The organism is Actinoallomurus spadix, assembly GCF_024055725.1.
GTDB classification, from domain to species: Bacteria; Actinomycetota; Actinomycetes; order Streptosporangiales; family Streptosporangiaceae; genus Actinoallomurus; species Actinoallomurus spadix.
Genome location: NZ_JAMXMX010000012.1, coordinates 31218 through 57193, shown reverse-complemented (window position 1 = coordinate 57193; position 25976 = coordinate 31218). Strand labels below are relative to the sequence as shown.

Annotated in this window: 22 protein-coding genes and 1 riboswitch; of the genes, 8 read left to right on the top strand and 14 right to left on the bottom strand. The window is 72.1% G+C overall.

Features of this window, described 5'->3' with window-relative positions; translation table 11 throughout:
- Nucleotide 1 precedes the first annotated feature (1 nt).
- Nucleotides 2–946, bottom strand: a complete 945-nt coding sequence (locus NE235_RS19395; protein ID WP_406567599.1) for a heme o synthase — start codon at nucleotides 944–946, stop codon at nucleotides 2–4.
- A 362-nt stretch (nucleotides 947–1308) separates the two neighbouring features.
- Here NE235_RS19395 and tkt point away from each other — a divergent pair, with 362 nt between their 5' ends.
- From tkt to pgl, 6 genes are all read left to right on the top strand, one after another.
- Nucleotides 1309–3429 carry a transketolase gene (gene tkt, locus NE235_RS19390; protein WP_308206112.1) on the top strand — a complete coding sequence of 707 codons (2121 nt, stop codon included), beginning with the start codon at nucleotides 1309–1311 and terminating at the stop codon, nucleotides 3427–3429.
- A gap of 8 nt (nucleotides 3430–3437) precedes the next feature.
- The gene (gene tal, locus NE235_RS19385; protein ID WP_252804905.1) at nucleotides 3438–4532 is read left to right on the top strand and encodes a transaldolase; all 1095 of its coding nucleotides are present in this window, start codon (nucleotides 3438–3440) and stop codon (nucleotides 4530–4532) included.
- Nucleotides 4533–4770: 238 nt separating this feature from the next.
- Complete coding sequence (locus NE235_RS19380; protein ID WP_252804903.1) at nucleotides 4771–6405, top strand: glucose-6-phosphate isomerase; 1635 nt, start codon at nucleotides 4771–4773, stop codon at nucleotides 6403–6405.
- A gap of 385 nt (nucleotides 6406–6790) precedes the next feature.
- Nucleotides 6791–8326, top strand: coding sequence for a glucose-6-phosphate dehydrogenase (zwf, locus tag NE235_RS19375; protein ID WP_252804901.1), 1536 nt, complete (start codon nucleotides 6791–6793; stop codon nucleotides 8324–8326).
- 1 nt (nucleotide 8327) lies between these two features.
- Nucleotides 8328–9386 carry a glucose-6-phosphate dehydrogenase assembly protein OpcA gene (locus tag NE235_RS19370; RefSeq protein WP_252804899.1) on the top strand — a complete coding sequence of 353 codons (1059 nt, stop codon included), beginning with the start codon at nucleotides 8328–8330 and terminating at the stop codon, nucleotides 9384–9386.
- Nucleotides 9383–10159: a 6-phosphogluconolactonase gene (gene pgl / locus NE235_RS19365; protein ID WP_252804897.1), complete on the top strand. Its 777-nt coding sequence runs from the start codon at nucleotides 9383–9385 to the stop codon at nucleotides 10157–10159. Before NE235_RS19370 ends, pgl begins: the two co-directional genes overlap by 4 nt.
- Before the next feature lie 27 nt (nucleotides 10160–10186).
- Here pgl and NE235_RS19360 read toward each other — a convergent pair whose 3' ends face one another.
- Entirely contained in the window at nucleotides 10187–10951 is a 765-nt protein-coding gene (locus tag NE235_RS19360; protein ID WP_252804895.1) for a class I SAM-dependent methyltransferase, read from the bottom strand.
- Between the two features lie 72 nt (nucleotides 10952–11023).
- Here NE235_RS19360 and NE235_RS19355 point away from each other — a divergent pair, with 72 nt between their 5' ends.
- Together NE235_RS19355 and NE235_RS19350 are read left to right on the top strand one after the other, a co-directional pair.
- A complete protein-coding gene (locus NE235_RS19355; protein WP_252804894.1) occupies nucleotides 11024–11824 on the top strand; it encodes a (2Fe-2S)-binding protein in 801 nt (266 codons plus the stop codon).
- 53 nt (nucleotides 11825–11877) lie between these two features.
- Nucleotides 11878–13086: a Gfo/Idh/MocA family protein gene (locus tag NE235_RS19350; RefSeq protein WP_252804892.1), complete on the top strand. Its 1209-nt coding sequence runs from the start codon at nucleotides 11878–11880 to the stop codon at nucleotides 13084–13086.
- Nucleotides 13087–13109: 23 nt separating this feature from the next.
- Here NE235_RS19350 and NE235_RS19345 read toward each other — a convergent pair whose 3' ends face one another.
- The 12 genes from NE235_RS19345 to uvrC form a co-directional block, all read right to left on the bottom strand.
- Nucleotides 13110–13784: a ClpP family protease gene (locus NE235_RS19345; RefSeq protein WP_252804891.1), complete on the bottom strand. Its 675-nt coding sequence runs from the start codon at nucleotides 13782–13784 to the stop codon at nucleotides 13110–13112.
- A gap of 43 nt (nucleotides 13785–13827) precedes the next feature.
- Nucleotides 13828–15036 (bottom strand): GNAT family N-acetyltransferase, encoded by a 1209-nt coding sequence (locus NE235_RS19340; RefSeq protein WP_252804889.1) that lies wholly within the window; start codon nucleotides 15034–15036, stop codon nucleotides 13828–13830.
- A gap of 153 nt (nucleotides 15037–15189) precedes the next feature.
- Nucleotides 15190–16455 carry a serine hydroxymethyltransferase gene (locus NE235_RS19335; protein ID WP_252804887.1) on the bottom strand — a complete coding sequence of 422 codons (1266 nt, stop codon included), beginning with the start codon at nucleotides 16453–16455 and terminating at the stop codon, nucleotides 15190–15192.
- Between the two features lie 23 nt (nucleotides 16456–16478).
- A riboswitch (ZMP/ZTP riboswitch) is annotated at nucleotides 16479–16561 on the bottom strand.
- A 98-nt stretch (nucleotides 16562–16659) separates the two neighbouring features.
- Nucleotides 16660–17031 (bottom strand): RNA polymerase-binding protein RbpA, encoded by a 372-nt coding sequence (locus tag NE235_RS19330; protein WP_308206111.1) that lies wholly within the window; start codon nucleotides 17029–17031, stop codon nucleotides 16660–16662.
- Between the two features lie 78 nt (nucleotides 17032–17109).
- Complete coding sequence (gene secG, locus NE235_RS19325; protein ID WP_252786007.1) at nucleotides 17110–17352, bottom strand: preprotein translocase subunit SecG; 243 nt, start codon at nucleotides 17350–17352, stop codon at nucleotides 17110–17112.
- 129 nt (nucleotides 17353–17481) lie between these two features.
- The gene (gene tpiA / locus NE235_RS19320) at nucleotides 17482–18288 is read right to left on the bottom strand and encodes a triose-phosphate isomerase (protein WP_289848901.1); all 807 of its coding nucleotides are present in this window, start codon (nucleotides 18286–18288) and stop codon (nucleotides 17482–17484) included.
- Nucleotides 18285–19475, bottom strand: a complete 1191-nt coding sequence (locus NE235_RS19315; RefSeq protein ID WP_289848900.1) for a phosphoglycerate kinase — start codon at nucleotides 19473–19475, stop codon at nucleotides 18285–18287. Before NE235_RS19315 ends, tpiA begins: the two co-directional genes overlap by 4 nt.
- A 153-nt stretch (nucleotides 19476–19628) precedes the next feature.
- Nucleotides 19629–20633, bottom strand: coding sequence for a type I glyceraldehyde-3-phosphate dehydrogenase (gene gap / locus NE235_RS19310; protein WP_252804883.1), 1005 nt, complete (start codon nucleotides 20631–20633; stop codon nucleotides 19629–19631).
- 406 nt (nucleotides 20634–21039) lie between these two features.
- On the bottom strand, nucleotides 21040–22020 hold the full coding sequence (gene whiA / locus NE235_RS19305; RefSeq protein ID WP_252804881.1) for a DNA-binding protein WhiA: 981 nt from the start codon (nucleotides 22018–22020) through the stop codon (nucleotides 21040–21042).
- A 33-nt stretch (nucleotides 22021–22053) separates the two neighbouring features.
- Nucleotides 22054–23031 (bottom strand): gluconeogenesis factor YvcK family protein, encoded by a 978-nt coding sequence (locus tag NE235_RS19300; RefSeq protein ID WP_252804879.1) that lies wholly within the window; start codon nucleotides 23029–23031, stop codon nucleotides 22054–22056.
- A gap of 6 nt (nucleotides 23032–23037) precedes the next feature.
- Nucleotides 23038–23940: an RNase adapter RapZ gene (gene rapZ / locus NE235_RS19295; RefSeq protein WP_308206110.1), complete on the bottom strand. Its 903-nt coding sequence runs from the start codon at nucleotides 23938–23940 to the stop codon at nucleotides 23038–23040.
- Nucleotides 23937–25898, bottom strand: coding sequence for an excinuclease ABC subunit UvrC (uvrC, locus tag NE235_RS19290; RefSeq protein WP_252804877.1), 1962 nt, complete (start codon nucleotides 25896–25898; stop codon nucleotides 23937–23939). The genes rapZ and uvrC overlap by 4 nt, the downstream gene beginning before the upstream one ends.
- Nucleotides 25899–25976: the final 78 nt, after the last annotated feature.

Below are 25976 nucleotides of genomic sequence, written 5' to 3'. Positions count from 1 at the left end.
GTCAGTGCAGCAGCGGGTCGATCGCCACCGCGAGGAAGAGCAGCGCCAGGTAGGCGTTGGACAGGTGGAAGTATCGCATCGGCTTGAGCACCGCGCCGGTGATCCCCGCGCGGATCCGGCCGAGGAGGCGGTACGCCTCGACGAGGCAGGCGGCGCCCAGGACGGCCGCGGCGATCGGGTAGAAGACCGTGGTGTGCGCGATCGGCCACAGCGCCAGCGAGCACGCGATCGTGATCCAGGTGTAGGCGATGACCTCGACGGCGACGCGGCGCTCGGTGGCCACGACCGGCAGCATCGGCACGTTGGCGGCCGCGTAGTCCTCGCGGTAGCGCATCGCCAGCGTCCACGTGTGCGGCGGCGTCCAGAAGAACACGACCAGGAACAGCACGATCGGGGTCCAGGACACGCTGTTCGTGAGGGCGGACCAGCCGATCAGGACGGGCATGCAGCCGGCGATCCCGCCCCAGACGACGTTCTGCTTCGTCCGCCGCTTCAGCACCATCGAGTAGACGAAGACGTAGAACAGGATCGCGAACACCGACAGGCCCGCGGACAGCGGGTTGACGGCGAGGGCGAGGAAGACGGTGGAGGCGACGGCGAGGGTGATCCCGAAGACCAGGGTCTCCTTCGGCGTGACCTGCACCATCGGCAGGGGCCGGCGGCGGGTCCGGCGCATCTTCGCGTCGATGTCCCGGTCGATGTAGCAGTTCAGCGCGTTGGCGCTGCCCGCCGACAGCATGCCGCCGACGAGGGTGGCGATGACGGGCCACAGGGGCGGCAGGCCCCCGGCGGCCAGGAACATCACCGGGATCGTCGTGATCAGCAGGAGCTCGATGATGCGCGGCTTGGTCAGCGCGACATAGGCGCGCACGAGTGCGCCGAGCGGTCGGCGGCCGGGCGCGGGCGGCGCAGGGGTCCTCGCCGGACGGTTGATGACCACCGTCACCGGATGTTCACCTGCGCGTTCACGACGTTAAGGGACACTGTGTCTGATCCTCGGATTTCCTGCCGCCAGTCGGCTCTGATCGGGCACCGGCCACGTGGGCTCCACCGCGCAATCACTGTAGTGCCGGTCCCCGTGTACCCCGTCACCGGGGGTGGGTGCGGCAGAACGGGTTAACGCCGGGCGCATGCGGGAAATTCGGGACAAGGTCGCGGTGTTCCTATAGAGGAGCACCTGTCAAAGGGGCGGGGGGGCGGGCGATAGGCTCGCATTCGGGCCCCCGGCGTGGCCTGGTCACAGGCTCTTTTTCAGCTGGGGATCGGGTCTGGGGACATGAAGAAGTCGAGAGGAGCCTGGAGCGTCTCGTGAGTACGCAATCCGATAAATCATTCGAGTGGACCGACCTGGACGGGCGGGCGGTCGACGCCGTCCGCGTGCTGGCCATGGACGCGGTGGAAGAGGCGGGCTCCGGTCACCCGGGCACCGCGATGAGCCTCGCCCCCGCCGCCTACCTGTTGTTCCAGCGGGTGATGCGCCACGACCCGACCGACCCCGACTGGACCGGCCGGGACAGGTTCGTCCTGTCGGCCGGCCACTCGAGCCTGACCCTCTACATCCAGCTGTACCTGTCGGGCTACGGCCTCACCCTTGACGACCTGAAGCGCCTGCGCAAGTGGGGCAGCCTGACGCCGGGTCACCCCGAGCACGGGCACACCGCCGGCGTGGAGACCACCACCGGTCCGCTCGGCCAGGGCCTCGGCAACGCCGTCGGCATGGCGATGGCGGCGCGCCGTGAGCGCGGCCTGTTCGACCCGGAGGCGGCGGCCGGGGAGAGCCCGTTCGACCACTACGTCTACTCGATCGTCTCCGACGGTGACATCGAGGAGGGCATCAGCCACGAGGTGAGCGCGCTCGCGGGCCACCAGAAGCTGGGCAACCTCGTCGTCATCTACGACGACAACCACATCTCGATCGAGGACGACACCAACATCGCCAAGTCCGAGGACGTGGCGGCGCGGTACGCCGCGTACGGCTGGCACGTCCAGACGGTCGACTGGACCGCCGACGGCGAGTACAAGGAGGACCCGGAGGCGCTCTACCGCGCCATCGAGGCCGCCCGCGAGGTGACCGACCGGCCGTCGTTCATCGCGCTGCGCACGATCATCGGCTGGCCCGCGCCGAACAAGCAGAACACCGGCAAGATCCACGGCTCGGCGCTCGGCGCCGACGAGGTCGCCGCGACCAAGCGCATCCTCGGCTGGGACCCGGACAAGACCTTCGAGGTCCCGGAGGACACGCTCGAGCACGCCCGCAAGGTGATCGAGCGGGGCCGCGCGGCCCGCGCCGAGTGGGAGCAGGCGTACGAGGCGTGGCGGGCCGCCAACGCCGAGCGCGCCGCGGAGTTCGACCGGATCCGCGCGCGGCGGCTGCCGGACGGCTGGACCGCCAAGCTGCCGGAGTTCCCGGCGGGCAAGGACCTGGCGACCCGCGCGGCCTCCGGCGAGGTGCTGAGCGCCATCGGCCCGGTGCTGCCGGAGCTGTGGGGCGGCTCGGCCGACCTGGCGGAGAGCAACAACACGACGATGAAGGGCGAGCCGTCCTTCATCCCCGACGAGTACCAGACCAAGGCGTTCCCCGGCGGCCGCTACGGCCGGACCCTGCACTTCGGGATCCGCGAGCACGGCATGGGCGCCATCCTGAACGGCATCACGCTGCACGGCGGCACCCGCCCGTACGGCGGCACGTTCCTGGTGTTCAGCGACTACATGCGCCCGTCGGTGCGGCTCGCCGCGCTGATGAAGCTGCCGGTCACCTACGTCTGGACGCACGACTCGATCGGCCTGGGCGAGGACGGCCCCACGCACCAGCCGATCGAGCACCTGTGGGCGCTGCGCGCCATCCCCGGTCTCGACGTCGTCCGCCCGGCCGACGCCAACGAGACCGCGGTGGCCTGGCGGACGGTCCTGGAGCACACCGACCGTCCCGCGGGCCTGGCGCTGACCCGCCAGAAGGTGCCGACGTTCGACCGCGGCGAGTTCGCCTCCGCGGAGGGTGTCGCCAAGGGCGGGTACGTCCTGGTCGACGCCTCCAACGGGCAGCCCGAGGTCGTCCTCATCGCCACCGGCAGCGAGGTGCAGATCGCCGTCGCGGCCCGCGAGATCCTCGAGGCCGACGGCACGCCGACGCGCGTCGTGTCCATGCCGTGCGTCGAGTGGTTCGAGGAGCAGGACGACGCCTACAAGCAGCAGGTGCTGCCCCCGGGCGTGCGCGCCCGCGTGTCCGTCGAGGCCGGCATCGCGCTCGGCTGGCGCGCCTACGTCGGCGAGGCCGGCGAGAGCGTGAGCCTCGAGCACTACGGGGCCTCCGCCGACTACCAGACGCTGTACGAGCAGTTCGGCTTCACCGCCGAGCGGGTCGTCGCGGCCGCGCGCGCCAGCATCACGAGGGCGAACGCCGGCGGCCGGGGTTCGACGACCGGCAACTGAGGAGAGAGATGAGCGACATCCTGAAGAAGCTCTCTGACGAGGGCGTTTCCATCTGGCTGGACGACATCAGCCGGGAGCGTCTCCGCACGGGCAACCTCGAGTCCCTGATCCGCGACAAGCAGGTCGTGGGCGTGACCTCCAACCCCACGATCTTCTCGAAGGCGCTGAGCCAGGGCTCGGCGTACGACGAGCAGGTCCGTGAGCTGCGCGTCCGCGGCGTCGACCTCGAGGAGGCCGTCCGGGCCATCACGACGTACGACATCCGCTGGGCCGCCGACGTGCTGCGCCCCGTCTACGACCGCACCGAGGGCCTCGACGGCCGCGTGTCGATCGAGGTGGACCCGCGGCTGGCGCACGACACCGAGAAGACCACGGCCGAGGCCAAGGCGCTGTGGTGGCTGGTCGACCGGCCGAACACCATGATCAAGATTCCGGCGACCCTCGCGGGCCTGCCGGCGATCACCGAGACGCTGGCGCAGGGCATCAGCGTCAACGTCACGCTGATCTTCTCGCTGGAGCGCTACGGCCAGGTCATCGACGCGTTCTTCGCGGGCCTGGAGAAGGCGCGCGAGAACGGCCACGACCTGTCGAAGATCGCGTCGGTCGCGTCGTTCTTCGTCAGCCGCGTCGACAGCGAGATCGACAAGCGTCTCGACAAGGCGGGCCGCTCCGACCTGGCCGGCAAGGCGGGCATCGCCAACGCCCGGCTCGCGTACGCGCTGTACGAGGAGAAGTTCGGCACCGACCGCTGGAAGGCACTCAAGGACGCGGGCGCCCGCGTCCAGCGTCCCCTGTGGGCGTCGACCGGCGTGAAGAACCCGGACTACTCAGACACGATGTACGTCGATCAACTGGTCGCCTCGAACATCGTGAACACCATGCCGGAGCCGACTCTCGACGCGACCGCCGACCACGGCGAGATCACCGGCGACACGGTCCACTCCTACGAGGACGCGCGGGCGCACATGGCCGCGCTCAAGGAGGCCGGCGTCGACTACGACGACGTCGTCCGGGTCCTGGAGGAGGAGGGCGTCGAGAAGTTCGAGGCGTCCTGGACCGAGCTGCTCGACACGGTCAAGGGCGAGCTGCGCGACAAGGCCTGAGCACCTCCGAGGTGCCCTGCGCCGACGTGCCCGGCCGGCCCCGCCTCACGGCGGGTGACCGGCCGGGCACTTTCGCGTTCACCGCCGTGCCGTGAGTGACACGCGCCGGGCCGGGTATCGCCCGACGCGAAGGAGCGACCAGGACACGTCACGACCGGCGGTGCGCGCGACCCGCCCGGTGGCTCCCGGGCGGCGGCACCGCGCGGACGTGGCGGAAGGATCGGGGCCGGGAGACGCCGTGACCTTGCGAGTGACCGCCGGACAGCTGTCCGTGACCATACGAGGCGACGCCGTCGCGCCCACCGAGGAGGCGCTGGACCGCCTCACGTACGACGGGGTGCCGGCGGCGCTGATGGCCGGGAACGCCGGCCTCTGGGGGCCCGACGCGGCGGGCCGGGCGGCCGGGCGGCTCGGGTGGGTGAACGCGCCGGAGACGTCCCGCCGCCTGCTTCCCGAACTGTCCGAGGCGGCCCGTCGTTTCGCGGGTCTGGACCGCGTCGTGCTGGTGGGCACGGGCGGTGCGGTGCGCGCCGCCGAGATCGTCGCACGGGCGCACGGCGCGGACCTGACCGTTCTCGACGGCGCCGACCCGCAGGAGGCACGCCGCGTGCTGGACGACCGGCCGGATCGCACGGGCCTGGTCGTGCCGGACGCGAGCGGCCGTTCGATCGAGGCCGACGCGCTGCGCCGGATCTTCGAGCACGCGTTCCGGGCCGCGGGCGCCGGCCCGGCCGAGCGGATCGTCGTGGTCACGGACCCGGGTTCGCCGCTGGAGGCGACGGCCAAAGAGCTCGGCTACCGGGTGGTCCCGTCCGATCCGGAGATGAACGACCGGTTCGGTGCGCTGTCGGCGGCCGGGCTCCTCCCGGCCGCGCTGTGCGGCGTGGACGTGGAACGGCTGCTGCAGGAGGCCGCCGCGGTCCTCCCCGCGCTCCGGCTGCCGTACGACAACGCGGGCCTGGCCCTGGGCGCCGCGCTTGGCGCGGCCGCGACCCACGGCAGGGACAAGCTGATCATCGCGGAAGGCGATGGGGAGCTTCCCGGGCTCGGTGGCTGGGTCGAGCAGCTGGTCGCGGCGGTGACGGGGAAGGACGGCAAGGGTCTCGTGCCGGTCGTCCTCGAGGATCCGGCCGCGCCGGGCGCCGAGGCGGCCGGCGATCGGCTGCCGCTGATCCTGGGCGGCCGTTCCGGCGGCACCGCACCGGACACCGGGCTGGCGGTCGCCGGGCCACTCGGCGCTCAGCTCGCGCTGTGGCAGTTCGCCGTCGCGGTGGCGGCCCGGGTGATCGGCGTCGATCCGTTCGACGAGCCGGCGCTCCGGGAGACCCATACCGCCGTAGCGGCGCTGCTCCGCGGCACGGGGGACGGCACGGCCCCCACACCGGTCGCCGGGGAGCCCGCGCTGGTGGACGGCGACGTCGAGGTGCACGGCCCGGCCGAGCTGTTCCACGGGGTCAAGGACCTGCGCGGCGCCCTCGACGCGGTGCTCCGCGCGGTTCCCGAGCGGGGCCATCTCGCGGTCGCCGCCCACCTGGACCGGGTCGCGGACGCGGCGGCCGAGCGCCTGCGGCCGCTGCTCGCCCGGCGGCTGCGCACGGCCCCGGTCGCCTTCGGATGGGGTCCGCGGGTGCTGCACTCCACCGGCCAGGCGCACATGGACGGTCCTCCCGGGACCGTCGTCCTGCAGCTCACCGGCGCGGCGGACGAGGACGTGCCCGTGCCCGGCCGGCCGTACGGCCTGTCGGCGCTGCAGCTCGCCCAGGCGTTCGGCGACCTGCGGGCGCTGCGCTCCCGTGGCCGCACGGCCGTACGGCTGCACCTGCGGGACCGCGCCGCGGGTCTCGCCCGGCTGGAGAGCGCCCTCGGCGACTGAGGCGGACCCCGGCGTGCGATCCTGGGATCTATCGGGGTACGCGGGTCCATCGGCTGCTTCCCGGCGTCTTCTGGAACGATCGAAGCATCGCGTCATTTCGGTTCACCGGGCCTCCGGCGGAGAATGAAGCAGGCGAGGAGCCGAATACGGACCGTGTGAATCCTCCGGTGATGGGAAGATCGCGCACCGTACGCCGGTTACCGAAGGTGGCCGTCGTCTCGTCACCGACGCGGATGACCGGTCTCGAAGCGAGAGAGAATACGTACGCCGAGCGGCCCGCCGCCCGGCCGGAGCGCCGTCCGGCGCGCCACTAGGAAGGACGGGGAACCTTGGGCATGAGATGGCCCACTGGGACACATGAAGCCCACGGGAACGGAGACATGCGATGAACACGGGCCCACAGCCGCTGAACCCCCTCCGCGACCCCAGGGACAAGCGGCTGCCGCGAGTGGCCGGGCCGTGTGTGCTCGTGCTGTTCGGCGTCACCGGTGATCTGTCCCGCAAGAAGCTGCTGCCCGCCATCTATGACCTGGCCAACCGCGGCCTGCTGCCACCGGGCTTCTCCCTGGTCGGCTTCGCCCGCCGCGACTGGGAGCACCAGGACTTCCGGCAGCTCGCGCATGACGCGGTGAAGGAGCACGCCCGTACGCCGTTCCGCGAGGACGTCTGGAACCAGCTCGCCGAGGGCATTCACTTCGTCCCCGGCACGTTCGACGACCCCGGCGCGTTCGAGGCGCTGGCGATGGCCGTCAAGGAGCTGGACGAGCAGCGCGGCACCGGCGGCAACTACGCGTTCTACCTGTCGATCCCGCCGAAGTTCTTCCAGGAGGTCGTCCAGCAGCTGCAGGCCAGCGGCCTGTCGCAGCCGTCGGAGGGCTCCTGGCGCCGCGTGGTGATCGAGAAGCCGTTCGGCCACGACCTGGCCAGCGCGCAGGAGCTGAACGCCATCCTGCACGAGGTCTTCCCCGAGGAGTCGATCTTCCGGATCGACCACTACCTCGGCAAGGAGACGGTGCAGAACATCCTGGCGCTGCGCTTCGCCAACAACCTGTTCGAGCCGATCTGGAACCGCTCCTACGTCGACCACGTGCAGATCACGATGGCCGAGGACATCGGCATCGGCGGCCGCGCCGGCTACTTCGACGGCGTCGGCACCGCCCGTGACGTGATCCAGAACCACCTGCTGCAGCTCCTGGCGCTGACCGCCATGGAGGAGCCGGTGTCGTTCGCGGCCGAGTCCGTGCGCGCGGAGAAGGCCAAGGTCCTGTCCGCCGTGCGCCTGCCCAAGGACCTGGGCGCCAACACCGTGCGCGGGCAGTACTCCGCCGGCTGGCAGGGCGGCGTCAAGGTGCGCGGCTACCACGAGGAGGAGGGCATCCCGCCGAACTCCCGTACCGACACGTACGCCGCCGTCCGGGTGGACGTCGACACGCGCCGCTGGGCGGGCGTGCCGTTCTACCTGCGGACCGGCAAGCGGCTGGCGCGGCGCGCCACCGAGGTCGCCCTGGTGTTCCAGCGCGCCCCGCACCTGCCGTTCGCCGCGACCGACACCGAGGAGCTCGGCCAGAACGCCCTGGTCATCCGCGTGCAGCCGGACGAGGGCGTCACCATGCGCTTCGGGTCGAAGGTCCCCGGCACCTCCATGGAGGTCCGGGACGTCAACATGGACTTCGACTACGGCGAATCGTTCACCGAGTCCTCCCCCGAGGCGTACGAACGCCTGCTGCTCGACGTGCTGATCGGCGACCCGCCGCTGTTCCCCCGGCAGGAGGAGGTCGAGCTGTCCTGGGAGATCCTCGACCCGATCGAGGAGTACTGGGACAAGCACGGCAAGCCCGAGCTGTACAAGGCGGGCAGCTGGGGACCGAAGGCTGCGGACGAGATGATGGCCCGCGACGGCCGGGCGTGGAGGCGACTCTGAGATGAACATCGACCTCACCAACACCACGACCCGGAAGGTCCTGGACGCGCTCAGCGCGGCGCGGCACCGGATGGGCGGCCCCGCCACCGGCAAGGTCCTCACCCTCGTCGTCCTGACCGAGGAGGCGTCCCAGTACGACGCCGTGCGCGCCTCGACCGAGGCCGCCCGTGAGCATCCCTGCCGGATCATCGTCGTCATCGGCCGCAGCCCGCACGGGGAGTCCCGGCTGGACGCGGAGGTCCGGGTCGGTGAGACCGGCCCGGGCGAGACCGTGGTGCTGCGGCTGTACGGCCAGCTGATCGAGCACGCCGACTCGGTGGTGCTGCCCCTGCTCGTGCCCGACACGCCCGTCGTGGCCTGGTGGCCGGGCATCGCCCCGGACAAGCCCGCCGAAGAGGCGCTCGGCGCGCTGGCCCAGCGTCGCGTCACCGACGCGCGGGGCGGCAGCGACCCCCTCGGTACGCTGAAGAAGCTGGCCGAGGCGTACGAACCGGGCGACACCGACTTCGCCTGGACCCGCATCACCGGGTGGCGCACGCTGCTGGCCGCGACGCTCGACCAGCCGCACGACGACATCACCGGGGCCCGGGTCGAGGCCGACCCGCACAACCCGAGCGCCGCGCTGCTCGCCGCGTGGCTGTCGGACCGCCTCGCGGTGCCGTGCACGGTCACCGAGTCGCACGGGCCGGGCATCACCGGGGTCCGCCTCACCACCACGGTCGGCGACATCGCCATCACGCGCCCCGACGGCCGCGTGGCGACGCTGTCGCGTCCCGAGCAGCCGGACCGCCAGGTCGCGCTGCACCGCCGGCCGACGTCCGAGCTGCTGGCGGAGGAGCTGCGCCGCCTCGACCCGGACGAGGTGTACCGCGACGCCGTCCTGCGGTTCGCCAAGGGTCTCGACGGGCCCGCCCAGACCACGCCCGAGGCCGAGGAGGCCGGCGGCGAGGCCGAGGCCGGCGGCGGTGCGGCCAAGGGCGGCGGTGCGGCCGGCAAGACCACCGAGGCCGCGGCCGCGCCGGCCAAGGCCCCGCGCGGCGGCAGGGGCAAGAAGTCGTGACCGCCCCGTCCGTACTGGTCCACCACGACCAGTCGCTGCTGGCCAAGGCCGTCGCCGCCCGCTTGGTGACCCGCCTGGTCGACGCCCAGGCCGCCACCGGAGGGGCGCACCTCGTCCTCACCGGCGGCGGTGTCGGCACCGCCGTGCTGGAAGAGCTCGCGGCGGCCCCGGCGCGGGACGCGATCGACTGGGGTCACCTGGACGTCTGGTGGGGCGACGAGCGCTACCTGCCCACGGGGCACGAGGAGCGCAACGAGACGGGCGCCCGCAAGGCCCTCCTCGACCACGTCGACATCGATCCGAAGCGGATCCACCCCATGCCCTCCTCGGACTCGGGCCTGAGCCCGGAGGACGCGGCCGAGCAGTACGCCGCCGAGCTGCGGGCGGCGACCCGGCCGGAGGACCACGGGGTCGTCCCGTCGTTCGACGTGCTGATGCTCGGCCTGGGCCCGGACTCCCACGTGGCCTCGCTGTTCCCCGGCATGCCCGCGCTGTACGAGGAGGAGCGCCCGGTCGTCGCCGTGCACGGCGCGCCCAAGCCGCCGCCGACCCGTATCAGCCTGACGCTGCCCGCGATCCACACGGCCCGTGAGGTCTGGGTCATCGCGGCGGGCGAGTCGAAGGCCGGCGCCGTCCACCTCGCGCTGTCCGACGCCGGGCCCGTCCAGGTCCCCGGCGCGGGCGCTCGCGGTCGGCAGCGCACGCTGTTCCTGCTCGACCGGACGGCCGCGGGAAAGCTGCCGCCCGGGCTGGGCCGCATCGCCTCGCCGTGATCACGGGCAGGGGTCCTCTTCCGGTGCTCAGCCGGATGAGGACCCCGCGCCCGGTGCCCTGCGCAGCAGCGTGAGCATGCGCCAGGCCTCGGAGGAGTTCAGCGGCACGCCCGGGTCGAAGTCGCCGAACTGCGCCTCCACCGTCAGTCCTCCGGCGAGGCGGAGGGCCGCGTCCAACTCTGTCGCGGTCCAGAACCGATAGGGCACCACGCCCTGGATCACGTCCCCGCCGTCGATCGCGATCGTGACGTGGTCGTGCACGATCTGCGTGATCGGGTCCATCTCGTCCGACGGCTCGCCCCAGCGCACGCGGGCGCTGACGCCGTCCTTCTCCACCGCCCACGCCCCGGAGACGCGGGGCGTCTCGCTGAGCCGGTCGGCCGGATGGCTCATCTCGATCACCGCCAGCCCGTCGTCGGCGAGGTGAGCGGCGACGCAGCGCAGGTACGCGACGAAGGCGTCCAGGGTCATCAGGTGCGCCGTCGAGTCCAGCATGGTGATGACGAGGTCGAAGCGGCGTCCGAGCCGGAAGTCGGTCATGTCGCCCTCCACGACCTCCAGCGGCAGCCCGCTCCCCCGCTCCCGGGCGTAGGCGCACATCGCCGGGCTGAGGTCGAGGGCGGTCGCCGCCACGCCCCGGCGGGCGAACTCCCGTGCGTGCTCGGCCGGCCCCGCCGCGAGTTCGAGGACGTTACGCGCGTCACCGGCCCAGCGCCGCAGCACGTCGACCTCGGCGCGCACGTCACGGAACGAACAGGCCAGCTCGTACACCCATGGATGGTCGTAGATCACATCCCCATGCTCCCAGACGCGGGGAGCGGCGTGGTTTGACCGGGCGGGGCGTGCCCGGCAGGCTCGGCGGCGATGAAGCGCCCCGAAGACGTGACGATGGACGACGCCCTGGCCGACGTGGCCCGGGTCGGGCCGTACTTCGCCGTCGGCACCGACCCCGGCATCGCAGACCATCCGCTGTGGCGGCCGCTGACCGCGCTGTACGGCCCGGCGCTGCCCGACCAGATCGCGACCGTGCGCGTGCGCCTGGGCACGGCCGAGGAGCGGGTGGCGGCGTCCCTGCTGTTCCAGGGCGTCGCGGGCCGCCTGTGGTCTCCCGCTCTGGCGACCGCCGTCCTTCACGGTCGCGTTCCGGAGCTGGACCCGGCCTCGACGTACTGGCGCGCCGCCTCCCCCGGCCCGGTCCTGCTGGCGGCACCGGGCGCGCCGGCCTCCGCCGCGGACGCGGCCGCGCTGCGGCGGGTCATCGTGGACGGCCACCTGGTCCCGCTGGTGCGCGCCGTCCGCGCGGTGACGCCGGTCGCGGAGGGCCTGCTGTGGGGCAACGCGGCCTCCGCCCTCGCGGGCGCGCTCACCGTCCTCGCCCTGGCCCGCCCGGAGCGTTCGGCCGCGGCGTCCCGGCTGGTCGGGGAACTCCTGGCGACGCCGCCGCTCAGGGCGGCCGGCGACCTCGGCCCGTACGGCTTCCGCCGCCGTAGCTGCTGCCTGTACTACCGCGTCCCCGGCGGCGGCAAATGCGCCGACTGCGCCCTCCTGTCGACGGCCACTGTGACGCCGCCTGTGACGTCCCAAGACCGGCGAATCGGTCACCCGCCCGGCAACGTCGACGCCGAGCAGGCCACAACGACGGCACGGTGCGTCGGCGATCAGTGATTCCGCAATCGGCGGACGACGCGGCTGCACCCGCAGAACGGGACAATATGGCCATGACGGATGGAAAACGGACGACGCTCGGCGTCGGCATGGTCGGCCACGCCTTCATGGGACGGGCCCACTCACACGCCTGGCGAAGCGTCAGCGCCTTCTTCGACCTCCCCCGCGTCCCCGCGATGGTCGCGCTCGCCGGCCGCTCGCGCGAGCGGGCCGTCGCGGCCGCCGACCGGCTCGGCTGGCGTTCCGCGGAGACGGACTGGCGTGAGCTGATCCGACGCGACGACGTGGACATCATCGACATCTGCACGCCGGGCGACACGCACGCCGAGATCGCCATCGCGGCCCTCGAGGCCGGCAAGCACGTGCTCTGCGAGAAGCCGCTCGCCAACACGGTCGAGGAGGCCGTGGCGATGGCGGAGGCGGCCGAGCGCGCCCGGACTGACGGCGTGCGCTCGATGGTCGGCTTCAGCTACCGCCGGGTGCCCGCGCTCACCCTCGCCCGCAAGCTCGTCGCCGACGGCAGGCTGGGCACGATCCGGCACGTCCGCGCGCAGTACCTGCAGGACTGGATCGTCGATCCGGAGTTCCCCCTCGTCTGGCGGCTCGACAAGGACAAGGCCGGCTCGGGGGCGCTCGGCGACATCGGGGCGCACATCATCGACGCCGCCCAGTTCGTCACCGGGGAGCAGATCCTCGGCGTCTCCGCGCTGATGGGGACCTTCGTCGAGGAGCGCCCCCTGGCGGACGCCTCCGCCGGCCTCGGTGCCGCCCCGGCCGGCGACCGCGGCCGCGGCCGGGTCACCGTCGACGACGCGGCGCTCTTCATCGGCCGCATGTCGGGCGGGGCGCTCGCGTCGTTCGAGGCCACCCGCTTCGCGAACGGACGGCGGAACGCGCTCCGCCTGGAGATCAACGGATCGGCGGGCAGCCTGGCGTTCGACCTCGAGTCGATGAACGAGCTGTACTTCTACGACGGCACCGAGGACTCCGAGACCGCCGGATTCCGGCGGATCCTGGTCACCGAGCCCGTCCATCCGTACGCCGGCGCCTGGTGGCCGACCGGGCATCTGCTCGGGTACGAGCACACGTTCACGCATCAAGCGAAGGACTTCCTCGAGGCGATCGGCACGGAGACCGACCCGTCGCCGTCCTTCGCCGACGGCCTGCAGGTCCAGGAGGTCCTCGACGCCGTCACGCGCAGCGCGGGCCGGAACGGGACCTGGACGGCCGTGGGCGACTCCCGCGCCCCGGCCGAGGCCTGAGACCGGGCGTGGAGGGCGAGTGCCTACGGCCGGGCCACGACGGCGTCGACCAGGCCGTAGGCGACCGCCTCGTCGGCGGTGAGGAGACGGTCCTCGCGCGCGTCCGCGCGGATCTCGCCGACCGCGCGGCCGGTCGTCTCGGCGATCCGGTCGTAGAAGGCGTCGACGAGGCGCCGGTGCTCCTCCTCCCGCGCCGCGACGGCCGAGGCCCCGCCGGCCGGAAGGCTCGCTCGCGGCTCGGCCAGCCGCAGCACCGCGTGGGGCGTCATCTCACGCCGTCGCCCGGCGGTCAGCACGGCGAGCGGTGGCCCGCCGACCTGGCCGATGACGACGACGTGGACCGGGCAGGAGAGCGCGCCCACGGTGTCCGCGGCGGCGAAGGCCGCCTCGAGTTCACCGTCCGGGGTCTGCAGGTGGAGCCGGACCGGCTCCTCCCCCGCGGCGTCGAGCGTCACGAGTCGCGCGCACAGCTCCGAGGCGCGCGCGCCGTCCAAGTGCCCGGTGGCCAGGATGATCCGGTGCTCCAGCAGCCGGTCACGGAGCGGGTCGGCCTCATCCGGTGCGGACGACCCGCCCGGTGGCGACGGCCCGCCGGGCGGGAACGGCGGCCTCGGCCAGGACGGCACCGACGGCACCGACGGCCCTGATGGGCGGGCCGGGTCGCCGGGGAACTCCGGTGGAACGGGCGGCATCGTCATCGGGCACCTCCTTCGCGGGCTCCCTACGACGATAGCCGCCGCCTCACCCCACCGATCGCACCCGGACCGGCCGCGAGCCCTCCGCACGATCCCGGACCACGACCGGCCGCGAGCCCTCCGCACGGTTCCCGACCACGACCGGCCGCGGGCCCTGCGCACGGTCCCGGACCACGACCGGCCGCGGGCCCTGCGCACGGTCCCGGACCACGACCGGCTGCGGGTCGTCCGTACGGGCGGGGCCGAGGGCGAGCCGCGCTTCGAGCAGCCGCGGGTCGTCCGACGCGCGGAACCGTGCGCCGAGACCGCCGAGGAGGCCGCGCATGCGGGAGTTGCCGGCGAGCATCGTGGCGCGGACCTCGGCCAGCCCCCGCTCGTCGGCGACGGCGACCAGATGACGCGCCAGTGCCGACCCGATGCCTCTGCCCTGCCACCCGTCCTCGACGAGGAACGCGAGTTCACCGACTCCCGGGTCGAGGGTGTACATCAGGTGGGCGAGCGCGAGGATCGACCCGTCGGGGCCCTCGGCGGCCATGGTGAGGCCGTGCGCCCGGTCGCAGAAGACCCGCAGGAGCCGCTCGGGAATGTCGTGGCGCGCGCTGAAGTAGCGCCGCCGGCGGCTCTCCGGCGAACACCGGGCGTGCAGATCCCGTACCTCCTCCGCGTCGAGCGGCGTCAGCGGCCGTACGGTGATCTCGGTGCCGTCCCCGAGGACCAGCCGCTGCCGGGTCGGGGCCGGGCCGTGGGACGGGAGGAGCGAGCGGACGAGCGCGTTGGCGCGGGCGATCTCGGTGAGCGTGAACGGCAGCCCGTCGCGGCGCAGGAGGACCCCGTGGTGTCCCGCGGCGATGGTGACCGCCGACGGATCCGGGTGGTCGCCGAGGGCGGCGGGGCCGGCCGCCCACTCCGCGCTGTCGGCGCGGAGCAGTTCGGCGAGGATCTCCGGCAGAGCACGCGGGTTCGACCGCAGCCGTACGGCGAGGGAGAGGGCACGGCTCGGCTCGTCGATCAGTTCCTGCGGGGTCGCCGGAACGACGCTGGTCCGGCGACCCGACGCGGCCGCGACGGCCGCGGTGAGCGCCTCCGCGGTGACTCCGGTGGGCACGTCCACGACGAACTCGTCCACCACGCCGTCCGCGTCGACCTGGACGGACAGGTCGAGGATGTTCGCGCCCTGCGCCGCCAGGGCGGCGGTCAGGACGGCGAGCCGGCCCGGCCGGTCGTCGATCTCGGTGCGTACGCGGAGCAGCGGCATGTCATCCCCTTCGGCGACTGAACGCGGAAAGCCTCCCGCATCACTGTTACGGGGCCGCTACGTGGTCGTTTCCACCGGATCAGCACCTCCGCGGCAAAAAGAAAGGACCCGGCATTCCGTCGGCTGCCGGGTCCTTCCTCACGCAGGGGCGGGTCAAGGCGTCGCGGCCCAGCCGGGCATCGGGAAGCCCGCCAGCAGCTCGCGGATCTCCCCGGCGATCTTGTCGAGGGTCGCCTCGTCGTCGGCGGCCGCGATCGCCTGGTCGATCGACGCCGCGACGAACGCCATGTGCTCCTCGGTCAGGCCGCGGGTCGTGATCGCGGCCGTGCCCAGGCGGATGCCCGACGGGCTCCACGGCTTGCGCGGGTCGAAGGGCACCGTGTTGAAGTTCAGCTCGATGCCCGCGCGGTCGAGCGCCTTGGCCGCCGGCTTGCCGGCGATGTCCTTGTTGGTCAGGTCGATGAGGATGAGGTGGTTGTCGGTGCCACCGGAGACCAGGTCGAACCCGCGCGCGGTCAGCGCGGCGGCCAGCGCCCGGGCGTTCGCCACGATCTGACGGGCGTACGTCTTGAAGTCCTCCTGCGCGGCCTCCTTCAGCGCGACCGCGATCGCGGCGGTCGTGTGGTTGTGCGGGCCGCCCTGCAGGCCGGGGAAGATCGCCTTGTCGATCGCGGTGGCGTGCTCCTCGGTCGTCAAGATCATGGCGCCGCGCGGACCGCGAAGGGTCTTGTGCGTCGTCGTGGTGATGACGTCGGCGTACCCGACCGGGGACGGGTGCGCGCCGCCCGCGACGAGCCCGGCGATGTGCGCGATGTCCGCGACGAGGACGGCGCCGACCTCACGGGCGACCTCGGCGAACGCCGGGAAGTCGATCGTCCGCGGGATCGCGGTGCCGCCGCAGAAGATGACCTTCGGGCGTTCCGCACGGGCGAGGTCGCGCACCTGGTCCATGTCGACCCGGCCGGTCTCGCGGCCCACGCCGTAGTGCACCGGCCGCAGCCACTTGCCGGTGATCGAGACGGGCGACCCGTGGGTGAGGTGCCCACCGTGGGCCAGCTCCAGCGACAGGAACGTGTCCCCAGGGTTCAGGAACGCCAGGTGCACGGCCAGGTTGGCGGGCGAGCCGGAGTACGGCTGGACGTTGGCGTGGGCGGCGCCGAACAGCTCGCGGGCCCGCGCCTTGGCCAGCTCCTCGATGGGGTCGACGACCTGCTGGCCCTCGTAGTAGCGCTTGCCGGGATAGCCCTCGGAGTACTTGTTGGTGAGGACGGAGCCGGTCGCCTCCAGCACGGCGGGCGAGACGTAGTTCTCCGAGGCGATGAGGCGGACCTTGTCGTGCTGCCGGCGTGCCTCGGCCTCGATCAGCCCGGCCAGATCGGGGTCGGCGGCAGAGAGATGGGACAGCGGTGGCTGGTGCATGGGGCCTCCATTACAGGCTCGGCTCCCAGCACCCAGGCGCGCGGTGCCAGATCTCTTCGCTCCCCGGTGGTGAACTCCACCTCATGCGCCAGTCGCGATCCACATCCTAACGGACCGCGCAGCCGATGATCGGGAGGTGCAACGCGATCGGCCCGGCGCCCGCCGTGGCGGGGACCGGGCCGATCGCTGCTGCGATGCGCGGAGCTAGTTGCGGGCGCGCTGCATCGCCGCCTGGATCGCGGCGCGCTCGGCGCGCAGCTTGGCCAGCGCCTCCTCGAGGATGGCCTCGCCGTCGGCGTCGCTGCGCCGCTCCTTCACGTAGGCGAGATGCGTCTTGTACGGCTCGTTGCGCGGCGGCGCCGGCGGGTTCTCCGGGTCCTTACCGGCGGGGAACCCGCACCGGGGGCAGTCCCACTGGTCGGGAACCGCGACATCGGTCGCGAAACTCGGCCGGGACTCATGCCGGTTCGCGCAGTAGAAGCTCACCCAGACGCGCGGGGCCGCCTCACCACGCTCGGCCTCTCCCATCGGGCCGGCGCCGACGCGACTGCCTCGAATAGCGTTGCCACTACCCACGGACTACTCCTCGTTTCCTTGGCCGCCGCGGCGCGAGGCGCGCGGCGACCGTCAACACACTGCGGGTCTTCGTCGTACTCAGCCGTGGTGGCCGTGCTTGAGCAGCAGACCCAGCGCGATGATCGACGCGAACCAGATCACGCCCGTGCCGATCGTGAACCTGTCGAGGTTCCGTTCGACGACGGACGACCCGCCGAGCGACGAGCTGATACCGCCGCCGAACAGGTCCGACAGGCCACCACCCTTCCCCTTGTGCAGGAGGACGAGCAGCACCATCAGCGCGCTCGTCAGGATGAGCACGATGGAGATTGTGATGATCACAGCAGTTCAGCGCTTTCGTGATTCACCCCGCTGCTCGCGGGGAATGTTCGCGTATTCAGGTCATCCGCTACCGAGGGTACGACGTTCTACCGCGTGGTTCAGCAGAAACGCGCAGTCTGATGCGCAAGATCACACCGGCAGCTCGCGATACCGGCAGATCTTGACGAACTCCCCGGCGTCCAGGCTCGCTCCGCCGACGAGTGCTCCGTCGATGTCCGGCTTCGCCATGATGCCGGCGATGTTGTCGCCCTTGACGGAGCCCCCGTAGAGGACGCGGACCTGATCGGCGAGGTCTCCACTGTACAGCTCGGCCAGCCGCGTGCGGATCGCGCCACAGACCTCCTGCGCGTCTTCGGGGGTCGCGACCTCGCCGGTGCCGATCGCCCAGACCGGCTCGTACGCGATCACGACGCGCTGCGCCTGGTCGGCCGGGACCTTCTGGAGGCCGCCCTCGACCTGGGCGAGCGTGTGGGACAGGTGCTCCCCGGCCTTGCGGACCTCCAGGCCCTCACCGACGCACAGGATCGGGATCAGGTCCTCCTTGAGGGCCGCCTTCACCTTGGCGTTGACGAGCGCGTCGTCCTCGTTGTGGTACTGGCGGCGCTCGGAGTGCCCGGCCAGGACGTAGGCGCAGCCGAGCTTGGCGAGCATCGCGCCGGAGATCTCACCGGTGTAGGCGCCCTTCTCGTGCGGCGAGATGTCCTGCGCGCCGTACACGAGCTTGAGCTTGTCGGCGTCCACCAGCATCTGGATGCTGCGGATGAAGGTGAACGGCGGCAGCATCGCGACGTCCACCGCCTCGTAGTCGGCGTCCTTGAGGCCGAAGGCGACCTTCTGGACGTGCGCGATGCCCTCGAAGTGCGTGAGGTTCATCTTCCAGTTGCCGGCGATGAGCGGCTTCCGCTGCTGCGACGCGGGTTTCGATGCCACGATCAGTCCTCCAGTGCGGACAGGCCGGGCAGCGTCTTGCCCTCGAGGTACTCGAGGCTCGCGCCGCCACCGGTCGAGATGTGGGAGAAGCCGTCCTCGGGCAGGCCGAGCCTGCGTACGGCCGCGGCCGAGTCGCCGCCGCCGACCACGGTGAACGCGCCGGAGGCGATCAGGGCCTCGGCGACGGCGCGGGTGCCGCCGGAGAAGGCGTCGAACTCGAACACGCCCATCGGGCCGTTCCAGAAGACGGTCGCGGCGTCGGCGAGCTTGCTCGCGAACAGCTCGCGGGTGCGCGGGCCGATGTCCAGGCCCTCGCGGTCGGCCGGGATCGCGGTGGCGTCGACGACCTCGTGCGGCGCGTCGGGGCCGAACTCGGTGGCCGCGAGCACGTCGACCGGCAGCACCAGGTCGACGTCGCGCTTGGCCGCCTCCTCGATGAACCCGCGGACCTGGTCGAGCTGGTCCTCCTGCAGCAGCGAGTTGCCGACCTCGTGGCCCTGGGCCTTGAGGAAGGTGTACGCCATGCCGCCGCCGACGATGAGGCGGTCGACCTTGCCGAGGAGGTTGGCGATGACGCCGAGCTTGTCGGAGACCTTCGCGCCGCCCAGGACGACGGCGTACGGCCGGGCGGGCTCGCCGGTGAGGCGGCGCAGCACGTCGACCTCGGCGGCGATGAGGCCACCGGCGGCGTGCGGGAGCCGCTGCGGCACGTCGTAGACGCTCGCGTGCTTGCGGTGCACCGCGCCGAAGCCGTCGCCGACGTACAGCTCGGCGAGGGCGGCGAGGCGGTCGGCGAACGCGCCGCGCTCGGCGTCGTCCTTGCTGGTCTCGCCAGCCTCGAAGCGGAGGTTCTCCAGGAGGGCGACCTCGCCGTCCTGGAGGGCGTCGGCGGTGGCCCGCGCGGAGTCGCCGACGGTGTCGGTGGCGAAGCGGACCTCGCGGCCCAGCAGCTCGCCCAGGCGCTCGGCGACGGGGGCGAGGGAGAACTCCGGCTTCACCTGCCCCTTGGGGCGGCCGAGGTGGGCGCAGACGATGACGCGCGCGCCCTTGTCGGCGAGCTTGTTGATGGTCGGGACGCTGGCCCGGATCCGGCCGTCATCCCCGATCACGCCGTCCTGCAGCGGAACGTTGAGGTCCGAGCGGACCAGCACCCGCTTGCCGCGCACGTCGCCGAGATCGTCGATCGTGGACATGCTCATTGATCGCACTCCTGGTCGTGTCGGAACGAGCGCAGCAGGTCCGGGACCTGCTGCGCTCGTTCGTGTGTTCGCCGTCACCGGGCCGGGCGGCGGCTCACGGGCGCACGGCCCGCCGGGGCCGGTGGCCGGTGCCGCCCACCGCTCGGCTCAGAGGCGGGAGCCCACCAGCTTGGTGATGTCGACGAGGCGGTTGGAGTAGCCCCACTCGTTGTCGTACCAGCCGACGACCTTGACCTGGTCGCCGATCACCTTGGTGAGACCGGAGTCGAAGATGCAGGACGCCGGGTCGGTGACGATGTCGCTGGAGACGATCGGGTCCTCGGTGTAGGTGAGGATCCCGCGCAGCGGGCCCTCGGCCGCCTCACGCAGCGCCGCGTTGACCTCCTCGACGCTGGTCTCGCGGCTCACCGTGACGGTGAGGTCGGTGGCCGAGCCGGTCGGCACCGGCACGCGCAGCGCGTAGCCGTCGAGCTTGCCCTTGAGGGCCGGCAGCACGAGGCCGATGGCCTTGGCGGCGCCGGTGCTGGTCGGAACGATGTTCAGGGCGGCGGCGCGGGCGCGGCGCAGGTCCTTGTGCGGGCCGTCCTGGAGGTTCTGGTCCTGGGTGTAGGCGTGGATCGTGGTCATCAGACCGCGCTCGATGCCGAACGTGTCGTTGATGACCTTGGCCATCGGGCCCAGGCAGTTGGTGGTGCAGGACGCGTTCGAGATGACCGTGTGGAGCGCCGGGTCGTAGGCGTCGTCGTTCACGCCCATGACGATCGTGACGTCCTCGTTCTTGGCCGGCGCGGAGATGATGACCTTCTTCGCGCCGTTCTCGACGTGGACCTTCGCCTTGTTGGCGTCGGTGAACAGGCCGGTCGACTCGATGACGATGTCGACGCCCAGGTCGCCCCAGGGCAGCTTGGCCGGGTCGCGCTCGGCGAAGGCCTTGATGGTCTTGCCGCCCACGGTGATCTCGTCCGCGCCGGCCTTCACCTCTTCGGACAGCCGGCCCAGGATGCTGTCGTACTTGAGCAGGTGGGCGAGCGTGGCGTTGTCGGTGAGGTCGTTGACCGCCACAATCTCGACGTCGCCACCGGCGGCGTTCAGCGCTCGCCAGAAGTTGCGGCCGATGCGGCCGAAGCCGTTAACGCCAACCCGGATGGTCACGGCACCGTCTCCTCATGCTTGCGCCCCCGGGAGCGCCCGGGGGCCTGTGAACCTGATGTGTGCTCTCGTGGTCGACCCTACCGAACCCGTCGTGATGTGACTGTAACCACCGGGCCGGAACGACCGGTCCGCCGCCCTGCCGGGAGCCAACATCCGATTGGCGGACGGCGGACCATGGCCAGGGTAATTGGTCTAGACCTAATGGTCTAGACCAAATCGATACAGAACGCGGCTTTCGTGGGTAAGTGATCCCCGTCACGCCGGTCCGCCGGCCGGCCGCCGGACCGCGCGAACCGATCGTCACGGCGACGCGCCCGTGAGCGCTCCCGGCGACGCGGGCCCTCCCCCGGGCGCCGCGGACGCCGGCCGGGCCCGCCCGCCTCAGGGCGCGAGCGCGTCCGCGCGATCAGGGCGCGAGCATGTCCGCGGTGACGTTCGCCTCGGTGCCGGCGATGCCCTGGTCCATCGCGCGCTTGTCGGCCATGGCCAGCAGACGCCGGATGCGGCCGGCGATGGCGTCCTTGGTCAGCGGCGGGTCCGCGAGCTGGCCGAGCTCCTCCAGCGACGCCTGCTTGTGCTCCAGCCGCAGCCGGCCGGCGGCCACGAGGTGCTCCGGGGCGTCGTCGGCGAGGATCTCCAGGGCGCGCGCGACCCGTGCCCCGGCCGCGACCGCCGCCCGCGCGGAGCGGCGGAGGTTCGCGTCGTCGAAGTTGGCGAGCCGGTTCGCGGTCGCGCGGACCTCCCGGCGCATCCGGCGCTCCTCCCAGGCGAGCACCGAGTCGTGCGCGCCGAGCCGGGTCAGCAGCGCCGAGATCGCGTCGCCGTCGCGGACGACGACGCGGTCCACGCCGCGCACCTCGCGCGCCTTGGCGTGGATCCTCAGCCGCCGCGCCGCGCCGACCAGGGCCAGGGCCGCCTCCGGCCCGGGGCAGGTCACCTCCAGGGACATCGACCGGCCGGGCTCGGTCAGCGAGCCGTGCGCCAGGAACGCGCCCCGCCACGCCGACTCGGCGTCGCAGGCACCGCCGGCCACGACGTGCCGGGGCAGGCCCCGGACCGGGCGTCCGTTGTTGTCGATCAGGCCGGTCTGGCGGGCCAGCGACTCACCGTCGCGGAACACCCGGACGACGTACCGGTTGCCCTTGCGGAGTCCGCTCGGTGCCAGCACCACCACGTCGGAGCTGTGCCCGAAGACCTCCGCGAGGTCCTTGCGCAGGCGTCGCGCCGCGGCTCCGGTGTCGAGCTCCGCCTCGATCACGATGCGCCCGCTGACAATGTGCAGTCCCCCGGCGAAACGCAGCAGCGTCGACACCTCGGACTTGCGGCAGCACGGCTTCATGACGGACAGCCTGCTCAGCTCGTCCTTCACCACGCCGGTCATCGCCATGGATGTGATCCTCCCCCTGTAGCCATCATCCCGTCAGGGCAGTCTCGCCGAATCTTGCCGGGGACAGTGGCCGCTGACAAAGATCTGTGCGAACGCTTGGGCCAACCGTGCCGGATCATGCCGTGGAGATCCATCTCCGGCCGCGACGTCGGCCAGCACGAGCGTCCCCCCGAGGGTACGCGCCGCCTTTTCCACGACATCGGGCTCCTCCACGACATTCCGGTCGGCGAGGACCACATCGACTCTCAGGTCGGGGGCGTGCGCGCGGAGCACCTCCAGGTGACGCTGCGGCGAGAAGTCGTCGGTCTCGCCGGGCTGGGGTTCGAGGTTGAGCGCGACGATCCGCCGGGCCGGCGTGCGCAGGAGCGCCTGGGCCAGCTCCGGCACCTTCAGGTGGGGCAACACGCTGGTGAACCAGGAGCCGGGGCCGAAGACGACCCAGTCGGCCTCCTCGATCGCGCGCAGGGCCTCGGGGGACGCGGGCGGGTCCGGCGGCACCAGCGAGACGCTCAGGACCTGCCCGGCGGTCTTGGCACAGGCGACCTGACCCCGCACGTGGGTGATCTCCTGCGGGCACTCCGGGTCTGCGCCGCGGACCTCCGCCACGATGTCGAGCGGCACGGACGCCATGGGCAGCACCCGGCCCTGCGCGCCCAGCAGCCGTCCCATCCAGTCCAGGCCCGCGACCGGATCGTCGAGCAGCTCCCACAGCGCCACCATGAGCAGATTGCCCACCGCGTGCCCGTGCAGCTCGCCCTCGCTGCGGAAGCGGTGCTGCACCACCTCGCTCCAGGTGCGTCCCCAGTCGTCGTCACGGCAGAGCGCGGCCAGCGCCATGCGCAGGTCCCCCGGCGGCAGGACGCCGAGCTCCCTGCGCAGCCGGCCGCTGGAGCCGCCGTCGTCGGCGACGGTCACGACGGCCGTGACCTGGTCGGTCACCCGGCGCAGCGCGGACAGTGAGGCGGACAATCCGTGCCCTCCGCCGAGGGCGACGACCTTGGGGGAAGACACCTGTCGTTATTCCCGTCCGAGATCCCGGTGGACGACCCTTACCTCGAGCCCCTCGTCGGCGAGCCGGGCGCCGAACTGCTCGGCCATCGCGACACTGCGGTGCTTGCCGCCGGTGCAGCCGACGGCGAGCGTGACGTAGTGCTTGCCCTCGCGTTCGTACCCCTCCGCGAGCAGCCGGAGCACCTCGGTGTAGGCGTCGAGGAACTCCTTGGCCCCCGGCCGGGACAGCACGTAGTCGCGCACCGCCGGGTCCCGGCCGTTCTGCGGGCGCAGCTCCGGGATCCAGTGCGGGTTCGGCAGGAACCGGCAGTCCACGACCAGGTCCGCGTCGACGGGCAGGCCGTACTTGTAGCCGAAGGAGACGACGGTCGCGCGCAGGCTCGACTCCCCCGCCTCGCCGCCGAAGAACTCGACGATCTTGGCGCGCAGTTCGTGGACGTTCAGCGCGCTGCTGTCGAGAACGAGGTCCGCCTCGGCGCGGACGTCGCGCAGCAGCTCGCGCTCGCGGGCGATGCCGTCGACGATCCGGCCGTCGCCCTGCAGCGGGTGCGGCCGTCGTACGCTCTCGAAGCGGCGGACGAGGACGTCGTCGGACGCCTCCAGGAACACCACCCGGGGGTGCGCGCCGCGCGCCTCCAGGTCGTCGAACGCCGACTGCAGGTCGGTCGTGAAGGCACGGCTGCGCACGTCGACGACGACCGCGATGCGCGGCACCGCACCCTGGCCGCGCTGGGCGAGATCGGCCATCGTGGCGAGCAGGCCGGGCGGCAGGTTGTCGACGACGAACCAGTCCAGGTCCTCCAGCGACTTGGCGGCCGTGCTCCGCCCCGCTCCGGACATCCCGGTGATGATGACGATGTCGGGCACCTGTGGGCCACCCGGCAGGTTGGCCCCTGTTGTGGGTTTCACGTTGTTCCTCCCCCGTCCTGCGCGCCTGCCGCCGCCCCGTCGTCGGCGTGCAACGCCGCGACGATGTTCTCAGCCGTACGGCGCCCGATGCCAGGAACCTCGGCGATCTGGTCGGGGCCGGCCTGCTTGAGCATCTTCACGGAACCGAAGTGCTTGATCAGAGCCTTGCGGCGGCCCGGTCCCAGGCCGGGGACGTCGTCGAGCTCACTGACGAGCATGCCCTTGCTGCGCTTGGTCCGGTGGTACCGGATGGCGAAGTCGTGCGCCTGGTCGCGGAGCCGCTGCACGAGGTACATCGCCTCACTGTTGCGTGGCAGGATGACCGGGTCCTCCTCGCCGGGCAGCCAGATCTCCTCCAGCCGCTTGGCGATGCCGCACACGGCCACGTCGTCGATGCCGAGCTCGTCGAGGGCCCGCTGGGCGGCCGCGACCTGGGGAGGACCGCCGTCGACGACGACGAGGTTCGGCGGATAGGCGAACTTACGGGGCCGGCCCGTCTCCGGGTCGATCGGCCCGGCGGCCTCCGACTCGCCGAGGACGTCCAGCTCGCCGGTCTTCTCCGTCTCCTCCAGGTACCGCTTGAAGCGGCGGCGGATCACCTCGTGGATCGAGCGGACGTCGTCCTGGCCCTCGACCGTCTTGATGGAGAACCGCCGGTATTCGCTCTTGCGCGCCAGGCCGTCCTCGAAGACGACCATCGAGGCGACGACGTTGGTGCCCTGGAGGTTCGAGACGTCGTAGCACTCCATCCGCAGCGGCGCCTGGTCGAGGTCGAGGGCGTCCTGCAGCTCCTGCAGGCCCTTGCTGCGGGTGGTCAGGTCGGTCGCCCGGCGCGTCTTGTGCTGCTTGAACGCCTCGACGGCGTTGCGCTCGACCGTCTCCAGCAGCGTCTTCTTGTCGCCGCGCTGGGGAACGCGCAGGTCGACCCGGCCGCCACGGTGCTCGGCGAGCAGCTCGACGACCGCGTCGGTGTCGGGCGGCAGCGCGGGGACCAGGATCTCGCGGGGCACGGACTCCGGCGTGGCCTCGCCGTACATCTGCAGCAGGAACTGCTCGACGAGCTCGCCGGTCGTGACGTCCTCGACCTTGTCGACCACCCAGCCGCGCTGGCCGCGGATGCGCCCGCCGCGCACGTAGAAGACCTGGACCGCGGCCTCGAGCTGGTCGTCGGCGAAGGCGACGACGTCGCAGTCGGTCGTGTCGCCCAGCACCACCGACTGCTTCTCCAGCGCCCGCTGCAGGGCCCGGATGTCGTCGCGCACCCGGGCGGCGCGCTCGTACTCCTGGTCGGCGGCGGCCGCCTTCATGTCCTTCTCGAGCGCCTTGATGAACCGGGCCGTGTCGCCCGCCATGAAGTCGCAGAAGTCCTCGGCGAGCTCCCGGTGCGCCGCCTCGGTGACCCGGCCGACGCACGGCGCCGAGCACTTGCCGATGTCGCCGAGCAGGCACGGCCGGTCCATCCGCCGCTGCCGCTGGAACACCCCGGCCGAGCAGGTGCGCACCGGGAACACCCGCAGCAGCTGGTCGACGGTCTCCCGGATCGCCCACGCGTGGGAGTAAGGCCCGAAATAGCGGACGCCCTTCTTCTTCGCGCCGCGCATCACCTGCACGCGCGGGACGTCCTCGTGCATGGTCACCGCGAGGTACGGATAGGACTTGTCGTCGCGGTACTTCACGTTGAACCGCGGGTCGAACTCCTTGATCCAGGAGTACTCCAGCTGCAGGGCCTCGACCTCGGTGCGCACGACCGTCCAGTCGACGCCGGTGGCCGTCTGCAGCATGGTCTGGGTGCGGGGATGCAGGCCCGCGAAGTCGGCGAAGTAGGAGTTCAGGCGGGCACGGAGGTTCTTCGCCTTGCCCACGTAGATGACCCGGCCGGTCCCGTCGCGGAAGCGGTACACCCCGGGAGACTCGGGGACGGAGCCGGGCGCGGGCCGATAGGTCGCCGGATCTGCCACGCCGTAAGCCTAGTCGCGTCACGCGGCGACGTGGCTTGTGTGACGAATTGTGGTGACTCGGGTCACTTGTGCGGATTG